This window comes from Desemzia sp. FAM 23990 (assembly GCF_045528485.1).
Lineage (GTDB): Bacteria > Bacillota > Bacilli > Lactobacillales > Carnobacteriaceae > Desemzia.
In genome coordinates, this window is the sequence record NZ_JBGQQW010000007.1 from 86122 (window position 1) to 103974 (window position 17853).

The window sequence follows — 17853 nt, forward strand, 5'->3', positions numbered from 1 at the left end:
AACACATTCTCCTTTTAAGCAAAAAACTATTCTGACTTTTTACGTCTTGCTCCTTTATTCTTCGTTTTTTTCGTACGATTCTTTTTCTTTTTCTTCACAGGTGCCTCAACAGGTTGTGTAGACACAGGTTTCTTAACTTTTTTAGGAACAACTTTTTTGATGGTTTCTTTTTCAGCATGCGGCGCTTCTTCTTGAACTACTTTTTTGGTCACTAATTCCCCACCATATAAGTACAATTGGATCAAAGACAATTCCAACGGAGCGATCAATTGTTTGAAATTACGCAGTTCCCGCTCATTGACTAACGTTAAGACAGTCCCTTTGCGTCTCATACGTCCTGTACGCCCAGAACGGTGAACATAACTTTCTTTAGAGATAGGAATATCGTATTGAATCACGTAATCCAAGGCTTCTATATCTAAACCTCTTGAAGCTAGATCCGTCGTCAATAAATATTGGATTTTTCCATTACGGAAGTCTTGCAGGACTTGTTGACGTTCCGTTTTGTTCCGTTCGCTATGCAATACGCCAGCTGAAACTCCTTCAAAACGCAAACGATCCAATGCAGCCGTCAAACTAGCTACATCATTAAAAAAGACTAACGCTCTAAAATCCGGTAAATGACTCAATTGTTTTAATGTCGCATCTCGTTTGCGAATCGGCGTTTCGATATAAGCATGAACGATTTCACCTTTTGAATCATCTATTGCTGTAACATCTTTCCAGATTGGTTCCACGTTGAACCATTTAGACAAATCTTGCATCAATGCGTTGCTGGTAGCTGAGAAGAATCCCATTTGACGATCACTTGGCATTTTTTTGATCACTTCACGTACTGTGCTCAATTGATCTTGTCCCAACAATTGATCTGCTTCATCCAATACGACTGTTTGCACTTGATGCAGCTTTAATTTGCGTTTATCGGCCAATTCTAAGATACGTCCTGGTGTCCCGACAATAATTTCAGGTTTGCTTTTTAATTTGTCGATCTGGCGTTGGATGTTGGCCCCTCCAATTAACGTTAATGTAGTCAATTGCAACGCTTTAGCCCATTCACTGACAACTTGTCCAACTTGAACGGCCAATTCTTGAGAAGGCTCTAAAATCAATAACTGCATTCCATCTGTCGGCACAATCTGTTCCAATAGCGGAATAGAATAAGCCAATGTTTTTCCACTACCAGTAGGAGAGATTCCTACTACGTCTTTCTTCTCTTTTAATAAATCATATACTTCCGTTTGAATGGCCGTTGGTGCACCAAAACCGGAATCATTCCAATGTTTCTGGAATGCAGGGATTAATTGTTCATTCATGTGATTGCTCCTCTTATTTACGGTATTTAGGTCTTTTCGATCGCCCTTTTTATGATGCTCTTCGAAAAACAGTTTAAAAGGCTGAGACATTATTCTCAGCCTAAACATTTTTCACTTTTTTTAGTCTGCTGGATAAACGATTTCTGCGTCTTTTCGCAGCTCATAAAGTACTTGATTGACTTGTTGACTCAGGTTTGTCCATTCTTGATAGTCTTTTAAGCGCTCTTCATCTTCTGCGTGATTGATCACATCTGCAAATGCAATAGCTTCTTCGATCATAGGAGATTTTTGAGCCGATTTAGCAATGTTGTCTTTTAGTCCTGATTTGCGGTCAACGATTTCAATAGCGGATATTCCGGTAACTCCGTCTAAGGAAATGGTTTTGTTTAATCCGTAAATTTCACTTGGCAAATAAGAACTAGCAATTTTTCCTGTCTGCATCGTGACATCAAACGTCGGATAACGTAAGATCATAGTCCCTTTTCCATCGACCCCTGTAGACACTTTTTGCGCAAAGTAATGAGAAGACTGAGGCATACCGAACCAAGAAACGGCTGCATAAATCAAGTAAACACCTAAGTCTGCTAAAGCTCCCCCAGAGAATTTCAATGAAAAGATATTCGGTTCTTCTCCATTTAACACATTGTCATAACGAGAAGAATATTTCATGTACGTCAAATTAGCCCCTTGGATATTCTCAATGTTTTGAACTTCCACTTTCACTCGCTGGAAATTTTCTTCGTGGATATGGCGAGCTGCATCAAACAAGAATACCTTGTTTTCTTTAGCCTTTTGTGTGGCTTTTTCCCATTCGTTTGGATTAGAGAACATCGGCTTTTCTACAATCACATGTTTGCCATGCTTCATCAACTCAATCGCTTGCTCAAAGTGCAAACTATTCGGAGAAGCTACATAAACCACATCGATTTCCGGGTGTTGCGCAAAAACAGTCAAGTCTGTTTCAAAGACGTCAGCTCCGTATGGTTTACCAAAAGATTCTGCTTTTTCTACAGAACGTGAATAAACCGCTTTTAAGGAATAGAGTTTCGATTCCAACGCAGCATCTACGAAAACATTTGTAATAGAGTTTGTTCCAATAATTCCAAGATTTAAAGTCATACAAAAAAACCTCCAGTAATTTTGAATTTATTATGAATAAGATGGTAATCCTGTTGTATACTATTGCTCCTAAGATCAGAAAGCTTTTCTCCCAAAGCTAAACGAGGCAATTCGCACGCTTCCAATCAAATAAAATACCTCTCCATTTTCTTATTTTACCAAATCTCCTCTAATAGTAAAAGCAAAGCTGAAAATAAAGCTGTTAATCTTAGAATAGATGAGATGAGGTGAAAACCACTTTACAACTTTTTGTCTCGTTCCTCGAAAATAGAATAAATTCCACTGATCAAGCTTATACGTACGTTTTTTCAAATTGAGCTGCAGGGTGAAGGGATTAAAATACTATATTGAACCTTGTATTTCACCTATATGGTACTTGAAACCCACTTCATCTACCATATCCTCAAATGATTTCACCACTTATGGTCCGAATCAAACTCTTATCTACCATATCGTATTAAATGTTACTGCAATATGGTACTAGCAACGCATCCCGTCCACCATAACTCCCACCAAACTATTCACACATAATACCGATACTTTCAAGCACTTTAGTGTTGATTGAAAAACTGTAGAAAAACAGCTGATAGTCAAAAAGCTGACAGCTTCTTACAAATTCAGTAAGAAACTGTCAGCTTTTGTGGTCTTTTTGAACAGATATTTGTTTACTCTGAACACAACAACGGTTAGTGTCTCATACGTCCTGTTCCGCTGCCTCGTCCTTTTTGAATATTTTTACGACGATTGGTCCGATCAGTATTTCCTCCGCCATCATCGTTGTCACGCTCTTTTCTTGGAACATCCAAGTTGTTTAAAGTAGTCATGTCGCTATCACTCAAATTAAAATCGAATATATCAATATTATCTCGAATATGGTCTTTGTTTCCAGATTGCGGAATAGGGATCACATTACGATCTACTGACCAACGTAAAGCTATTTGTTCAGGTGTTTTATTATAATTTTCTGCAATAGACATCAATCTTCGTTCTTTTTGCACTTTCCCTCTTTTCAATGGGGAGTACGCCATAGAGACAATATTTTCATCGTCACAATAATCATTGGTACTGCGGTCGCTTGCTCCAGGGTACATTTGATATTGATTTACTGCCGGTCTTACTTTAGCTTCATCCAGCAACATTGCTAAATGACCACGACTAAAGTTCGAAACCCCAATCGATTGCACTCGACCAGAAGCATAAATATCTTCCATCGCTCTCCACGTGTCTAATGTTACTTCATCATCTTTAGCTGGCTTGTGAATAAGCAGCAAGTCAATATATTGCGTGTTCAAACGTTCTAAACTTGCTTCAAATGCATCAATCGTTTTATCAAATCCCATATCTTCTGGAGCAATTTTAGTGACCACAAAAATTTCATCTCGACTAATGCCGGCGTTGATCGCTAAGTTGATGCCACGTCCAACCTCTTCTTCGTTGTCATAAGATGCTGCTGTATCAATCAAGCGATAACCTTGATTCAACGCATAAAATACTGCTTCTTCCGCTTGGGAACCGGATAATCCTGCTGTCCCTAATCCAATACGCGGAATCGTGTAACCATTGTTTAAAGGAATTCTGTCATATAAGCTTACTACCATATGCTTCGCCTCCTATTTATGTTACCCCTAGTTTATCGAACCCAACTAAAAACATCAAAAGAAACCACTTACAACCAAAATGTTTCTCGAAAAAAAGACACCTTCCAACTGTTTGGAGAAGTGCCTTCTTTGTTACTTCAGTTTAATGACGATCATTTCTGGCCGATTATTCACACGGAACGGAAAAGAAGAATTTCCAATTCCACGACTGACTACCATCCGTTTATCCGGCAAATGGGAGTCGAAATGAACACCCGACGTATATTTTGGAAAACGCCCTTGTCCGGGAGCGAATAATCCTCCTACAAAAGGCAAGCGAATTTGCCCACCGTGAGCATGCCCTGATAGAATCACATTCGGTACACGCGTTAGATCCATTAAATACTCTTCTAAAAACTCCGGATGGTGAGCTAATAAGATGCGTGTCTCATCTTTCCACCCATCTGCTAATTCCACACCTTTTAAAATCGGTTTAGGCGTCAGTTCAAAGTCTTCTTTTTCAGATAATCCCATTATTACAAGTCCGCTTCCATTTATTGGTTGCCAGACAGCTTCATCAATTAAAACGGTAACTCCTGCTTCACTCAAGACTTGTTCCCACTCTCTTAAGTGTCCACCACTTAAGTCATGGTTCCCCGTAACGGCATAAGTAGGAGCGATATCCGCTAATCCTTTGGACAGTTGCGCCAACTTTTTAGCAGGAAATTTTTCATCTACTTGAATCAAATCCCCAGTTAATGCAATCATGTCTGGCTTTTCTTGGGCTACTTTTTTCAATAATGTTTGAATTGAGATGCCTTCTTTAGGCAAATGAAAATCAGACAAATGAACAATTTTAACCCCTTCTAACGGTTCCTTTAAAAAAGGGATACCAATGGTATAACGAGTAACTTCAAGTAATGTATTATTTAAATATAAGTAAATAGCTAATAGAATAATCAAAATCCCTAAGATAAACCAAATCATAATTCTTCCTCCGATACAATTCGTCAATCACAAAATCTTCTTCTTTAGTTTACCATACATTTTTAGGATAAGAGAAGAATTGCGCTGTCTTTTTTAGGTTTTTAGCAGTCAAATTAAAAGCGTTTACATAACAATTATGCTATAGTAATACCAGTAATAAAAAAAAAGAAATGAGGTGTTTCCATGGTTCAACAACCACCTGGAGATGGTCACAATCCTGTTGTAAATCCTTTATTTGTTAAAGAAGGACTACAGGAAGTCTCGGAACCAAACGACAAAGAAAAAACAGAGGCTGAAAAAGAAAACGAAACAGCTCCTGAGGATTTCCAATCATTTGGCGATCCGAGTAAATTGAAAAAGGTCAAAGAAGAAACAACAGATTCAGATAAAGAGTAAGCTAATAATGTAAAAGAGATAAGTCGGAATGCTTCCAGCCTTATCTCTTTTACATTGTTAAAACGTGCTTTTTCTGTTAAATATTTGAAATCTGGTATTCTCCAATAGTGTAGAAATGTTCTGAATCATATAAATACAACTTTTCCCCCACCACAATTTCGAAAAATACTGATGAAATGCTGCTTTCTTGATTATTAGCTATGATTTGCTGAGACAATGCCTGCGCGGTAGAAAGAATCAGGTCTTTTGACCACTGACTATCCATTTCAATTTTGACGGTTACTTTGCCTGTAACTAAATCTAAAACATTATCGCTCAAATCCCAATTTTGTTGTACGACTGCATCTGGTTGGCTGTCTTTGTAAACACTAAATTCAATGGTTTCCATTTTATTTTCTGTAATCGTCACTTTATACTCCACATCTTCATGGTATTCTACCGGTGCTTTTTGAGACATCGGTTTTGTACTTGCAAAAACTACTACCGCTTGGTCTTTTTCTTTCATCATTTTTTTTGCGATAGTCTCTGTTTCTTTTTTAGAAACCGATTCCCTATTTATGAGAATTTCTAATGGTTCTTCACTCTTTTCATTTGTCATTTCAACTAAATCATATCCCAAACTTTCAGCAAGCGGAACAGCCCCGGCATTTACTTTATTGAATATACCACCAACGATGACTGAAAGTAGAAAAAAGAAGATAAAAAAAGCCACACTAATTCTAGTGGGCGAGAAAGTATTTTTTAAGTTAGTGTTGGAGCGGTCGACTGTATTTTTCATGGAATTTCCTCCGTTCAAATGGATGTGAAAGATAACAAACTTATGTGGTTGTTACATACTTTAGAACTCAAATATAGGAATAAATAATTTAGTTGTTACTTATCTTATCGGATAAATATCAGATAAGTTAATAGATGCAAACCCTTTTCTGAAATTTTATTTTAGTGGTTAAGTTTTTGACCTAATCCTCCCCATATGCTATACTTCAATCAAAATTATACATGCTAGAACTTGTTTGTCGCCGGACAACAAGTTCCTAAAGCACTCATTCCTGTTGTCATAGGCCTTGGACAATAGAAATGGTGCCTTTTTTATTTTAGGAGGAAAAATATGAACTCAACGGATATTTTACAACAACCCTTACATAAATCATTTATGCATTATGTATCTTTAAGCTTATTTAGTATGCTGGGTCTTTCTTTGTACATCTTAGCCGATACCTTTTTTGTAGCGAACGGTGTAGGACAAAATGGTCTAACAGCCTTGAATGTGGTAATCCCCGTCTACAATGTAGTGAACGGTATTGGATTAATGCTCGGGATGGGTGGTGCCACACTGTATGCCATTTCTCATGGCGAAAAACGCATCGGAAAAAGCAATCAAATTTTTACTTCGACCCTAGTGATTGGGTTAATAGTAGGTATACTTCTTACTGTGTTAGGATTCCTTTTTATGGACCCTTTAATGGCTTTATTAGGTGCCACTGGAAAAATTGTTCCTCTGGCAAAAGAATATTTTAGTATCATTCTGTTTTTCGCTCTCTTTTTTATTGTCAACAATATCGTTGTTTGTTTTGTCCGAAATGACAGCAATCCCAACTTAGCCATGACCGGGATGCTAGTCGGCAGCTTAGCTAATATTGTATTGGATTACTTGTTTATTTTTCCGTTGCAAATGGGAATGAGAGGTGCTGCTTTAGCAACTGCAACTTCTCCAATCATTAGCCTGCTGATTTTAACGCTGCATAAACGTTCTCCAAAACGAAACTTGGCTTTCGCTTCTTTCAAATGGAAAACAACAGATTTTATCTCTATTTTTTCTATCGGATTCCCTTCTTTCATTACAGAATTTTCATCCGGACTCGTTATTTTTATGTTCAACAAAATCATTTTAGAGTTAGTTGGCAACATTGGCGTGGCAGCATATGGCATCATTGCTAATATTTCTCTTGTCTGTATCGGTATTTTCACCGGAATTGGACAAGGTATCCAACCCATAGCGAGTGTCCATTTTGGAGCTAAGAATCACAGAAACATTCTCCACTTGATGGTGTACGGTTTTTCTGCAGCTTTGTTATTTGGGATTCTTTTTTATGGGCTAGGTTTGATTTTTTCCGATACCATAATTCAATGGTTCAACAGTGAAAATGATCCATTACTTGCTTCTATCACTAAAGAAGGCATCCAAATTTATTTTACAGCTTTCTTGTTCATGGGCATCAATATTGTCACTATCGCCTTCTTTTCGGCAGTCGCTAAACCAAGACAATCGTTTATCCTTTCTCTATTAAGAGGACTCATCCTCATTATTCCTGTCTTATTTTTATTAGCATCGTTCTTTGATTTGACAGGTGTTTGGCTAACAATGCCTGTTACAGAAGGCTTAACTCTAGTACTCACAGTAGCTTTTTTGATTCATTATTTTAATAAATCAAAATCTTATCCATTAATCTAACCGTTAAGAGAACCCCTATTTCAAATGAGGTTCTCTCTTTTTATGCAAAAAAATACAATCTCTCCTATTAAAAGAAATTGTATTCATTGACTAGAATATACTTATTTAGTTTGGTTTTCGTATTTTTTGTTGGATAATAGTGCTGAATAGTTTCAGAGTATTGAAAATCCGAATTTTCTACCAACTCAATAGCAGCACTGTCTTCACTATCCATAGCAGCAATTAACTTTCTTAGCCCTAATTTATCAAATGAAATCATCGCTACAGTATCTAACGATTCTTGCATGTACCCTTGGTTTTGATAATCTGGATGCATCACAAAATTCACTATCGCAGAAGATTCCTCATCATTTATATCGGTCAAGCAAATTGTTCCGATCACTTTTCGATCAGCCTTGCATTCAATAACCCAAACAATCCATTTATGCTCTTCTTGTCCTTTATTCATTCGAGCGAGGTATGATTTCGTCACGTCTTTAGTTTCATCCGTATACTCATCAAGGTAACGAAAGAGTTGAGGATTGTGCCGAATTTCAAATATGTCATCTACATCACGAATAGTCGCTTTGCGTAAAACCAAATTCTTCGTATTCATTCGTTCATATGAAGCAATGTCTACCGGTAACAATCCTCTCACCTCCTAAAATATCTTATATGTGCTCAAACAATCTGTTTGAAAAGTAAAAAATTATGTAAAAATCAAAAAAGGACCAGAATATCTGGCCCTCAACGGTTTGGTCTGTAATCAAGGGGCGCTTATGACTATACCTAGTATAGCAACAGAATGTGTATCTTCCGTTAATTCCCCGTAAATGATTTATTTTATTTGTGTCATTCATCCATCTCTAAATGCCATCAAATGGTAATACTCATTCTTGAACAATTAATTTTATTGCTTTTAATTCTGGATCATCCTTAATCGTAAAATCAATTTTAATACCTTGGCTATTCATTATAGTACGAACATCGTCTTCAACTTTTATTACACCAAAATCACTTGGTAATTGGTCGTAATCAATAGAGATTTCTTTTTCCCCATTAGTGATAGATTGAATCAATTGTTTTTCATAACTCACTTCGGTATCAGAAGCCGGCTGCTCTACAGTTATTTTATTTTGAGAATACTGGGCTGATTTTTTAGGCATCGTATACTTAATACTAACCGGTTGATCGTTTATATATCCCTGGTTAGAGGTATTAATATCTTTTTCTCGTAAAATACTGAAATTAAAACCAGTAGGAAGTGAATTTTGATCCAAATTGTTACTGATAAATTTTAAGTCAATTTTCATATATTCTCCACTAGGACTATAGAAAATAGTTTGTTTCACAAAATTAGCTGAGTTAGGTGGAATGTATTGTAATTCTTCTTTGTAGAGATTATTTACATAGATAGAAATACTATTTGTAGAAACAAAGTTTTTATCAGCCACTTGTAAATTAAAAGTTGCCTCTTCTCTATAGTTTCCTTTACCGTCTGGTGTACCCCAATTAGTTGACATTCCGTTAGGCCATGTAGCCTCATTAGTAGTAGGCAATAATTGTATGTCTCGTGTTACTTCCAATATCTCCCCAGAAGTTCCTTTAAGGAACATACTTAACTTCATTCCTGCTTTCTTTGTCTCTGCTTTACTTTTAGGTTTCAAAGCAAAAGAATTTTCTTCTGCCTGTATTTTTTTTGCTTCAACTAACTCTTTATTGTTTCCACTAACTTCTACGGATATTTCGGGACTTTTATTAAAAGATATTTTAGTTAAATCTTTATTCAAATAGCCAGTACTATCTTGCTTAGTTTGAGCCAAATACAATTGCCTTTCTTCTGCAAATAAATTAACAGGCCGCACATTAAAAGTTCTTGTCCCTGCTTCATCAGTAGAAAGTAAAATTCTTTTTAAAGTGATTGGTGCGTCTTCTTCAGATAACTCAAATGTATTCTTAGTGTACGAAGCAATTGAGTAATCATATATAGGCACTGATAGAACAGTTCGTTTAAACTTAGCCTTATCAATTGAAATAGTAATCTTCAAATGCTGCTTATTGCCATTAACCTGTTCCACTTTGATTATCATGTCTTCTGGAGAACGAATAGCTAAGTCAGTTAATTCAATTCCTTTTTCATCCTTTATCTCAACATAAAAAATATTATCGTTTAAATTTTTGATTTGCTTTGAATTTTTCATCTCACTAAAGTACATAATCGGGCTATAATCTTCTTTGTTGTACCGAACATTCCCATGATCTATCCAACCTGATGTCGGCCAATAATCATTTGGGTCTTCTTTAGGAGGAATTGTCACTTCTCCACCTTCTTTATCTAAGATTAGGTTATAAGATATTGTTATCTCATCATAGAACATCGGTTTTTTGAGAGTCCCATTAGTTTGGAATAATAAAAATTCAATTTGCACTTCAGTATTGTTAATTTGATTTTGAACCGAAGTTACATCTATATTTAAAGAAACTTCTGTAGACTCATTTGGATTTAAATGTAATGAATTACCGTTAGAACTATTTGTCAGCACTACATAGTCATTCTGAATTTTTACTTCCTTAGTAATAGTATTTTTAAATAATACTCTATAGGCTAGTTTACCAGTTAGTGATCCTTTATTTTGAATAGTTTCTTTTAATTGGATTTGATTTTGATTTTTCTCTAAAGTCACTATTTGACTATCACTGCTATCTTTTACAGCCAAATCAATATTTCCTAATTTTAGCTTAATCCCTGCAGCTTCTGTAACTGAGTCGCTAAATTCTGCATGAGTAACATGTATAGGCGCTAATATAAAAATAACGAAAACTATACAAAAAATAAAATATTTTAGCTTTTTGTATAGTTCTTGCATCTATTGTCGCCTCCTTGTGAAATGTAACTAACTAATATAATAGATTTTATTTTGCTTGATCTAATTTAACAATAATACTCTCCTTCATTAAATCTAATACATCATTATCATTTATAAATTCATTGCTTCCTGAATTGTATGTATTATCCATCGATTCGCTATCAACCGTTAATGTCAACTCGACAGTGGCTGATTCTTGACCTTGTAAAGTATACACGTTTTGTTGGTTGCTAATATCTTCAATAGACACGTCATGCTTGCTTCCTTGCTGGTCTATAGTTTCTATCACTTTAAAGTTGATATTGTATGGGCTATTATCTACAGCAGCACTAATTTTTTCTTCAAAACTGAAAGTTGTTTTTAATGAACTATCATTTGTAAATTTAAATTTCTTAGTGAATGAATCACCAGGTTTAACATTTGTAAAATCTGCTGTACTAGTAAGTTTAGTTTTATCAATTAAATTTCCTTTAGAATCTTTTAATTGGTTGTCATTTATACCTTTACTATTGTAAACCCAGTTAAAAGACTCACCTTTAATTTTTACATCACCCAATGTAAGTTTAATCCCAGCTTCTTGACTTGTTGAATCCGAGAAGTAAGCACGCGTTCCATAAGCAGCCACACTAATTAATAACACCAAACCTACAATAAGTGGATAATATTTTTTGATCTTGTTCATTCTATTCATTACCTCCATTTTTTATTTTTGAATTTTTATTTCTTAATCTGTTCATTAATATAATACACAAGTTTTTTTAATTCAAATAATTTACTTTTATTCCTTAAAAATTAATACGAATCAGAACATTAAAACTTTTGTTTTGAATTACATTAAAATTCAATTGATAATCAAACTTTTTTTGATTAAAAAATGGTATTAAAACAACGTTTTTAGTTAATCATTAGCTATTTGACAAAAAAATACTTTTTTACCAAACTTTTGTCCTTAAAAAATATTCACAAAAAGTATATTTATTCTTTTTTAAAAACACTTAAATTTACAGCTTAGATGTTTTTATTAGACATTATTAAGTAACGCGTTAATATTTTATGCACTTATTTTTAATAAGAAATATTTCTTTTAAAAAAAGGGGATCTTTTTATGCTTTTTTTCTTTTTTGGTTGAATTTAGAACTAAACGTAAAAAAAACCGTACAATGAATATATGTTTATTCATTGTATAGTTTCCTTTTTGTATATAATTTAATTGTGAACAAAAAACAACAATTTCCTCATAACGCTTAACTTTTAAATGTTGTGATTTTCCGTGATATCTGATTTCTCTTCTTTTGTAGATTTAATATACGTTAGAATATAATACAAACCAAGTAAAGCTACTAGGATACTTAAAACTAACGGTTGCTGGGTAGCGACTACTACATATCCAAAATAAGGGACGATTAAAGACAGTTCACCAATGTAATCATCTTCGGTGACTTCTCCTTGATCCGCAATATTATTTGCGTCCCCTTGAGTCACAAGCCCTGCATCAGTGATTTCAATAGCCCTATGTGTAATAAACTCTTCACCACGTGTAAAAGTCACTACATCCCCTGATTCAATTTTCTCAATAGGAGTTGTTTCCACAAATATAAAATCTCCAGTTGAAAAGACCGGCTCCATACTTCCACTCACAACGGTATAACCTTTGTAGCCAAACAGCCCCTCATCATCAGGACCTGAGAAAAAACTAATGGCTGCAGTAATTGCAAACAATAAAATGACTATAGTTAATAAGGTATTCCCAAAATATTTGATGTATTTCACACTAATTTCCCCGCATTCCTTTTAATTAATTAAAAGATAGCACAAGTTTCTTCTCTGAGCTAGTACAAATATCAACTTAGACTTCTCTTCCTGCAGTAGAGTATTCTGCTACGTCTTTTTTTAATTTATCTACTGTCAGATTAGGACGGACAATTTGCAGACAATCCAGCGTTAAATAGGCATTTATCAATCCTATTTCAATGCTGTCATGACCACTCTCTTCAAATTTATGAAAGTCTGCATATACCTTGGCTCCACAAAAAGCTTCATTTTGTCCCCATTCATACCGACTTTTGTTGTATCGAGGATTTTCAAAAATGCGAATAGACTCTTTGTTCCCGTGAATCATTTTCTCACTATCTTTTGAAATAAAAACATCCGTAGCACCTTTTTTTAAAAATAATTGGACCATTTCTTTTAATTCTTGGTCTGTTTGAACGGTACGGCGATAGGTATCTTCTAATTCATCGTGCTTCGTGATCAGCGTGATACCCTCTAATCTTTCGGGCAGATTAACCATTTTTTGAGTGGATACTGTGATCAGTATCATTTGCACATGGTACCGTGCTGTAAACGATTGTAAAAATTCAATGGTTTCTTTAGAGCAATTTAAATCTACAATCAGACATTTGGCTCGTTGAATTTTTTCAAGGTATTTGTCAATCAATTCTAAATTTAGGCAGTCATAAATAGTCATGTCTGATAACCCCATCAGCATTTCTTGTTCTTTCCCAATGATTTCAATAAAGTTTCCAGTTGTCTGATTATCCAACACCGTAACACTAGATAAATCAATAAAATATTTTGAATGATTTTTGATCCGTTTCCAATCATCATCATTTCCGACAACTGAAATCAGTTCTACATGTTCTCCTAATCTCCCTAAATTTTCAGCTACATTGCGCGCAACTCCACCTAATGAGGAAGTAGCATGTATATTGTTTGAAGTGTTTCTTATCAAATCGTCTTGTACAATATAGCGATTGTCAATATTTGCCGCTCCAATGCACACGATAGGACGCTCCTCATTAATAACATAGGCTTTTCCTAGTAAGTAACCTTTTTTGACCAAGCCCGAAATAATATTCGCGGCGGCTGAACGAGATAATTTAATCGCATCAGCAAGATCTTGTTGTGAGATAAAGGGATCTTCCCGAATCACATCTAAAATTTTTCTTTCATTTTCATTCAGCGCCATTTGACATTCCTCCAACTTAAACTTAGTAATACCCAGTTTTTTTCTTCCTTGTCTTAATTTTATTTAAGCGCTATCCTTAAGTCAAAAATTTAAAACCGCAGTCCTAAAGGGATTTTAAAAAATCCATTTAAGACTACGGCTAATGTTAGTTTTATGATTCTAGTTTAAAACAATCCTTTGGTATCTTTTACATCGATCGTAAATAAGACACCTTTTCCTGGTTTTTCAATTTCTGTCGCATTGCTGATCGAAGCAACAATGGGATCTACTTTATCAGTATCCGATAAAATCAAGACGATTTCTTTTTCAGGTTCAATATCCATCCCAAATAAGCGACTTGTTTCATGAATTCCTGATCCTCTTGCACTAATAACTGTTCCGCCTTGAGAACCTGCTGCCACAGCGGCATCAATAACTTCTTCCGCTTGTCCGCGCTCTACAATCACAAAAATGGCTTGGTGCATCACACTGTCATCCTCTCTAATTTGAGCATTTTGATCATACGTACTATTTCGTCTTCCAAGAATGTTCAATAATGAAATCGCAAAAGCTATTCCACGATTTGGTCGCTCTAATTTTAATTTATCTGTCAAAACCTTCATAATGCTCTCACTTTTTGATTCTTCCGTTAGCATGAGGACCACTTCTTTGCGAATATTATCTAAACCAAGCATTTTTAAGCGCAAATTATTGATTGTTCCATATCCATAGAAGACCGTTCCGCCACTAGAGCCATTTTTCTTAGCGATGCGGATGACGTCACTCCCCATACCGTCATTGACGATAAAAAAGAGCAAATCTATATTTTCTTTTACTGATGGATTTTCAGTCATAGTTTTAACGATCCTCCCTTTTTGATTTCAATTTAAAAATCAACCCAAGTATTTGTAATGTAATGATCGGCATCATAGCCACCATAGCAATCATACCAAATCCATCCCGTATAACATCTGCTCCTTCAATCGATTGAGCAGCTCCTTGAACGAACGCTAAGATAAAGGTTGCAGTCATCGGACCAGATGCAACACCACCCGCATCAAATGCCATCCCGATAAACATTTTAGGAACAATGTACATTAAGCCTAGAGCAATAATGTATCCGGGTAATAAGTAATGCCACAATTCCAATCCTGGTACCATGATTCGAATAACAGACAGCAGTACTGCTAAACCAACACCAAGAGATAAGGCTACTAAAACAGCTTTTCTTTTCACATAACCATTCGTCACTTGTTCAATTTGTTTAGTTAAAACGTACACTGCCGGTTCGGCTAAAATCGTAACCAATCCTAACACAAAAGCAATTAGAAGTAAATAAATCGAAGCATCCATACCAGCAAGATTGTATCCGATTAAACTTCCTACGTTCATAAATCCAGCATTCACACCAACTAAGAAAATAACCAATCCTAGAAATACATAAAATATTCCTTTCAAAACTCTCGCCAAAGGACGTTTATGCAATTTTAAAGAGAAAAAGTTGTATCCTAAGAATGTTAACACAATTGGTAACAAAGCAATAAAAATTTCTTGAGAGATAATAGGAATTTCATGCAAGAAAGGTTCCCAGACTGTTCCTGAAGGATTTAAATCAACAGGCAGTTCACCAGTTAATTCATTTTGGCCAGTAATGATATTTAAAAACATCACTGCCATGATAGCTCCTGAAGAAGAAATAGCCACTAATCCAAAACTGTCTTTTTCTGAAGCTTTTCCATTTTTCTTCATAGCAGAAATCCCAGATGATAAAGACAGCATAAATGGTACTGTAAGTGCACCTGTTGTGGCACCTGAAGCATCAAAAGAAATTGCTAAAAACTCACTAGAAGTAAAAAGAGAGAGGACAAAAATGAAGAGATAAACACCTGTTAAAATTTTGAACAAGGGAATACTGAAGACGATACGCAATATTCCAACAGTCATCATGACTGCTATTCCTATGGAAACGGAGACCAAAATAGTGGAACTTGGAACTAGACCTCCAGTAACGGTATTGATTTGATTTGCTAAGATGTGCAAATCCGGTTCAGCAATAGAAATAAAAAAGCCTAGAAATAATCCCGCTATCACTACCACCCAAACTTTATTACTTTTTGTAACAGCTTTTCCCAAGTAATTACCAATCGGTGTTATTCCAATATCGGTCCCTAGTAAAAAGATAGCTAGTCCAGTAATAATGAAAGCTGCTCCTAATATAAATCGTAAAATGACGGTCGTATCTAAAGGAACGATGGTAAAGTTTAATGCTAATACTATTGCGACAATCGGAAGTACAGAGAGGAGAACTTCCTTAAATTTTTCTGTTAATGGGTTCAAATAAAATCCACTTCCTTTCCTATAATTTGTCCACACATGATACAATTCATCAACCACTGACTGTCATCTACGAACAACAAAAATGCATGTGCTTACTTTTTATACGTAACTTATTATACCATAAAAGGCACTTATACTGAAATGGACTACAAGTAAATGAGCAATTTGTAAAGTAATCTAATAAATCATTTGAACTTAAAAATGCAGAAAAAAGTCGACTCACTAGGGAGTCGACTCTTTATACCTTGTTCAATTCAATTTTAAAGTGTTGGCGGTGTAGAATCATTTGATGATTTGTTTGATTCTTGTTCTGCTTTATCGTTTGCTTTTTCAAGCGTACGTTTCGCTACGTCACGTCCACCAATACCAAAGGCAATAGCGAAGGCTACAGCAATACCACCCATAATGAAGATAAAGGCTGTATTAACAATGCTTGTTGCAAATTGCAATTGATCTAATGCCATAAAGATTGAGAAGATAATCAAGATATACTTCACAGCTTCTCCAAAGAATTCGCTCTTCGTAGAACTAGAAATGAAGTTTCCTAATAATGTTCCTCCCACGATACCAAGTCCTAAAATAACTAATGCACTAATAACTAGTGGCAAGTAAGAAATAATCGCTGCTCCAATAGTGTTTAGAACTTCTAAGTTTAGTACATTTAGTGCTTCAACTAAGAAGAAAATACCAATCACTACAGAAACGATTTGGCCAGCTAATTTAGCTAAGTCAATATTCATTTTACCGTTTGTATTCAAGTATTTCGTCAAGCTGTTGATACCCGTTCCGCGTAACAAATCAGCAAGTAATTGTCCTACAAATTTAGCAATAAAGATCCCAAGGCCTAAAAGAATAACAGCTACTAATACATTTGGAATGGCTGCTAAAATTGAGTTCAATACACCTACTACTGGTCTAGAAATACTTTCAATTCCTAAAATCTCAAGAGCTGCAGTAGCAATTGGAATTAAAATGACTACGAAAACCAAGTTAGCTAATACTTTAGCAATTGTACCTTTTTGTGATGGTGACGGAGTTGCATCAGGAGTTTCTCCTGAGCCGCTCAATTTATTCATCCATTTGTCTAAGTTAAGCGATAAAGCTAAGTTGTAAACCAGGTTCTTGACAAATTTTGCTACAAAGTACCCTAAAACTAGTATAAACGCCGCACCGATTAACGTCGGGATAAAGTTCAATGCTGTGTCAAACATGTTAGAGATTGGTTGAGCTACCGCAGTTAAACCTAACATACCAAGGATTGCTGGTAAGAATAATAACCATACAAGATAGTAGACAACATTTCCAATTGAATCAATGGTTGTGTTAGCTTGTTCTTCGGTTTGTACTACCCCCCATTTCACTAAACGTCTGTTAAAGCCTATTTTACGCAGGCCTTTTTGGATCCCTTTTCTTAATAATGCTGCGATCAGCCAAGCAATTAGAAATAGGGCAATCGCACCTAATAGAGTGGGCAGAAAGTTAACGAATGAGTTGAAACCTGAACTGATAGTATTCGATATATTATCCATTTCATCTCTCTCCTTTATTTTTTGTAATATTTTGTACACATTTGAGTATAGACTATCTTTGCAAAAGATTAAAATAATATGCTTTATGCTTTTCTTTTTCAATTATTCATTTTCTGTATGTCAAGCGAAAGTTAAAATGTCCTAAAACCAAGGCTCACATTAATGCAAGCTTTTACTTCGCAAAAGCTTGCATTAATGTGACCGAATTTGTTAAAATTAGTCTTAAGCTGTTTGTTCAGCTTCGTACTCTTCGAGTGTTTTTCCGACACTGCGAAGATATCTTTTGAAAGATTCTAGTTTCCACGGGTGAGATTGTGGGGGAATATACTGGCGTCTTTCTTTTTTTTGCT

15 protein-coding genes are annotated in these 17853 nt (G+C 35.3%); 2 read left to right on the forward strand and 13 right to left on the reverse strand.

Annotation, left to right across the window (positions count from 1 at the left end):
• Positions 1–26 precede the first annotated feature (26 nt).
• From ACEN4I_RS04505 to ACEN4I_RS04520, 4 genes are all read right to left on the reverse strand, one after another.
• Entirely contained in the window at positions 27–1313 is a 1287-nt protein-coding gene (locus ACEN4I_RS04505) for a DEAD/DEAH box helicase (RefSeq protein WP_407102864.1), read from the reverse strand.
• 120 nt (positions 1314–1433) lie between these two features.
• Positions 1434–2432 (reverse strand): Gfo/Idh/MocA family protein, encoded by a 999-nt coding sequence (locus ACEN4I_RS04510; RefSeq protein ID WP_407102865.1) that lies wholly within the window; start codon positions 2430–2432, stop codon positions 1434–1436.
• Between the two features lie 686 nt (positions 2433–3118).
• A complete protein-coding gene (locus ACEN4I_RS04515) occupies positions 3119–4030 on the reverse strand; it encodes an aldo/keto reductase (RefSeq protein ID WP_407102866.1) in 912 nt (303 codons plus the stop codon).
• Between the two features lie 132 nt (positions 4031–4162).
• Positions 4163–4996: a metallophosphoesterase gene (locus ACEN4I_RS04520; RefSeq protein ID WP_407102867.1), complete on the reverse strand. Its 834-nt coding sequence runs from the start codon at positions 4994–4996 to the stop codon at positions 4163–4165.
• A gap of 183 nt (positions 4997–5179) precedes the next feature.
• Between ACEN4I_RS04520 and ACEN4I_RS04525 the strand changes: the two genes are divergently transcribed.
• Positions 5180–5392 carry a hypothetical protein gene (locus ACEN4I_RS04525; RefSeq protein WP_407102868.1) on the forward strand — a complete coding sequence of 71 codons (213 nt, stop codon included), beginning with the start codon at positions 5180–5182 and terminating at the stop codon, positions 5390–5392.
• Positions 5393–5468: 76 nt separating this feature from the next.
• On the opposite strand, the gene ACEN4I_RS04530 is transcribed toward ACEN4I_RS04525, so the two are convergent.
• On the reverse strand, positions 5469–6170 hold the full coding sequence (locus ACEN4I_RS04530) for a hypothetical protein (protein ID WP_407102869.1): 702 nt from the start codon (positions 6168–6170) through the stop codon (positions 5469–5471).
• A gap of 330 nt (positions 6171–6500) precedes the next feature.
• On the opposite strand from ACEN4I_RS04530, the gene ACEN4I_RS04535 reads away from it, so the two are divergent.
• The gene (locus ACEN4I_RS04535; RefSeq protein ID WP_407102870.1) at positions 6501–7844 is read left to right on the forward strand and encodes an MATE family efflux transporter; all 1344 of its coding nucleotides are present in this window, start codon (positions 6501–6503) and stop codon (positions 7842–7844) included.
• 67 nt (positions 7845–7911) lie between these two features.
• On the opposite strand, the gene ACEN4I_RS04540 is transcribed toward ACEN4I_RS04535, so the two are convergent.
• The 8 genes from ACEN4I_RS04540 to ACEN4I_RS04575 all read right to left on the reverse strand — a co-directional run bounded on the left by ACEN4I_RS04540 (position 7912) and on the right by ACEN4I_RS04575 (position 17503).
• The gene (locus tag ACEN4I_RS04540) at positions 7912–8472 is read right to left on the reverse strand and encodes a GNAT family N-acetyltransferase (RefSeq protein WP_407102871.1); all 561 of its coding nucleotides are present in this window, start codon (positions 8470–8472) and stop codon (positions 7912–7914) included.
• 241 nt (positions 8473–8713) lie between these two features.
• Positions 8714–10690 (reverse strand): hypothetical protein, encoded by a 1977-nt coding sequence (locus ACEN4I_RS04545; protein WP_407102872.1) that lies wholly within the window; start codon positions 10688–10690, stop codon positions 8714–8716.
• 46 nt (positions 10691–10736) lie between these two features.
• Positions 10737–11372, reverse strand: a complete 636-nt coding sequence (locus tag ACEN4I_RS04550; RefSeq protein ID WP_407102873.1) for a hypothetical protein — start codon at positions 11370–11372, stop codon at positions 10737–10739.
• Positions 11373–11941: 569 nt separating this feature from the next.
• Positions 11942–12460, reverse strand: a complete 519-nt coding sequence (locus ACEN4I_RS04555; protein WP_407102874.1) for a signal peptidase I — start codon at positions 12458–12460, stop codon at positions 11942–11944.
• Between the two features lie 76 nt (positions 12461–12536).
• Positions 12537–13658, reverse strand: a complete 1122-nt coding sequence (locus ACEN4I_RS04560) for a PfkB family carbohydrate kinase (protein WP_407102875.1) — start codon at positions 13656–13658, stop codon at positions 12537–12539.
• Positions 13659–13822: 164 nt separating this feature from the next.
• Positions 13823–14491, reverse strand: a complete 669-nt coding sequence (locus tag ACEN4I_RS04565; RefSeq protein ID WP_407102876.1) for a P-II family nitrogen regulator — start codon at positions 14489–14491, stop codon at positions 13823–13825.
• Positions 14492–14495: 4 nt separating this feature from the next.
• Positions 14496–15974, reverse strand: a complete 1479-nt coding sequence (locus ACEN4I_RS04570; RefSeq protein ID WP_407102877.1) for a DUF1538 domain-containing protein — start codon at positions 15972–15974, stop codon at positions 14496–14498.
• 260 nt (positions 15975–16234) lie between these two features.
• Entirely contained in the window at positions 16235–17503 is a 1269-nt protein-coding gene (locus tag ACEN4I_RS04575) for a mechanosensitive ion channel (RefSeq protein WP_407096434.1), read from the reverse strand.
• Between the last annotated feature and the right edge of the window lie 350 nt (positions 17504–17853).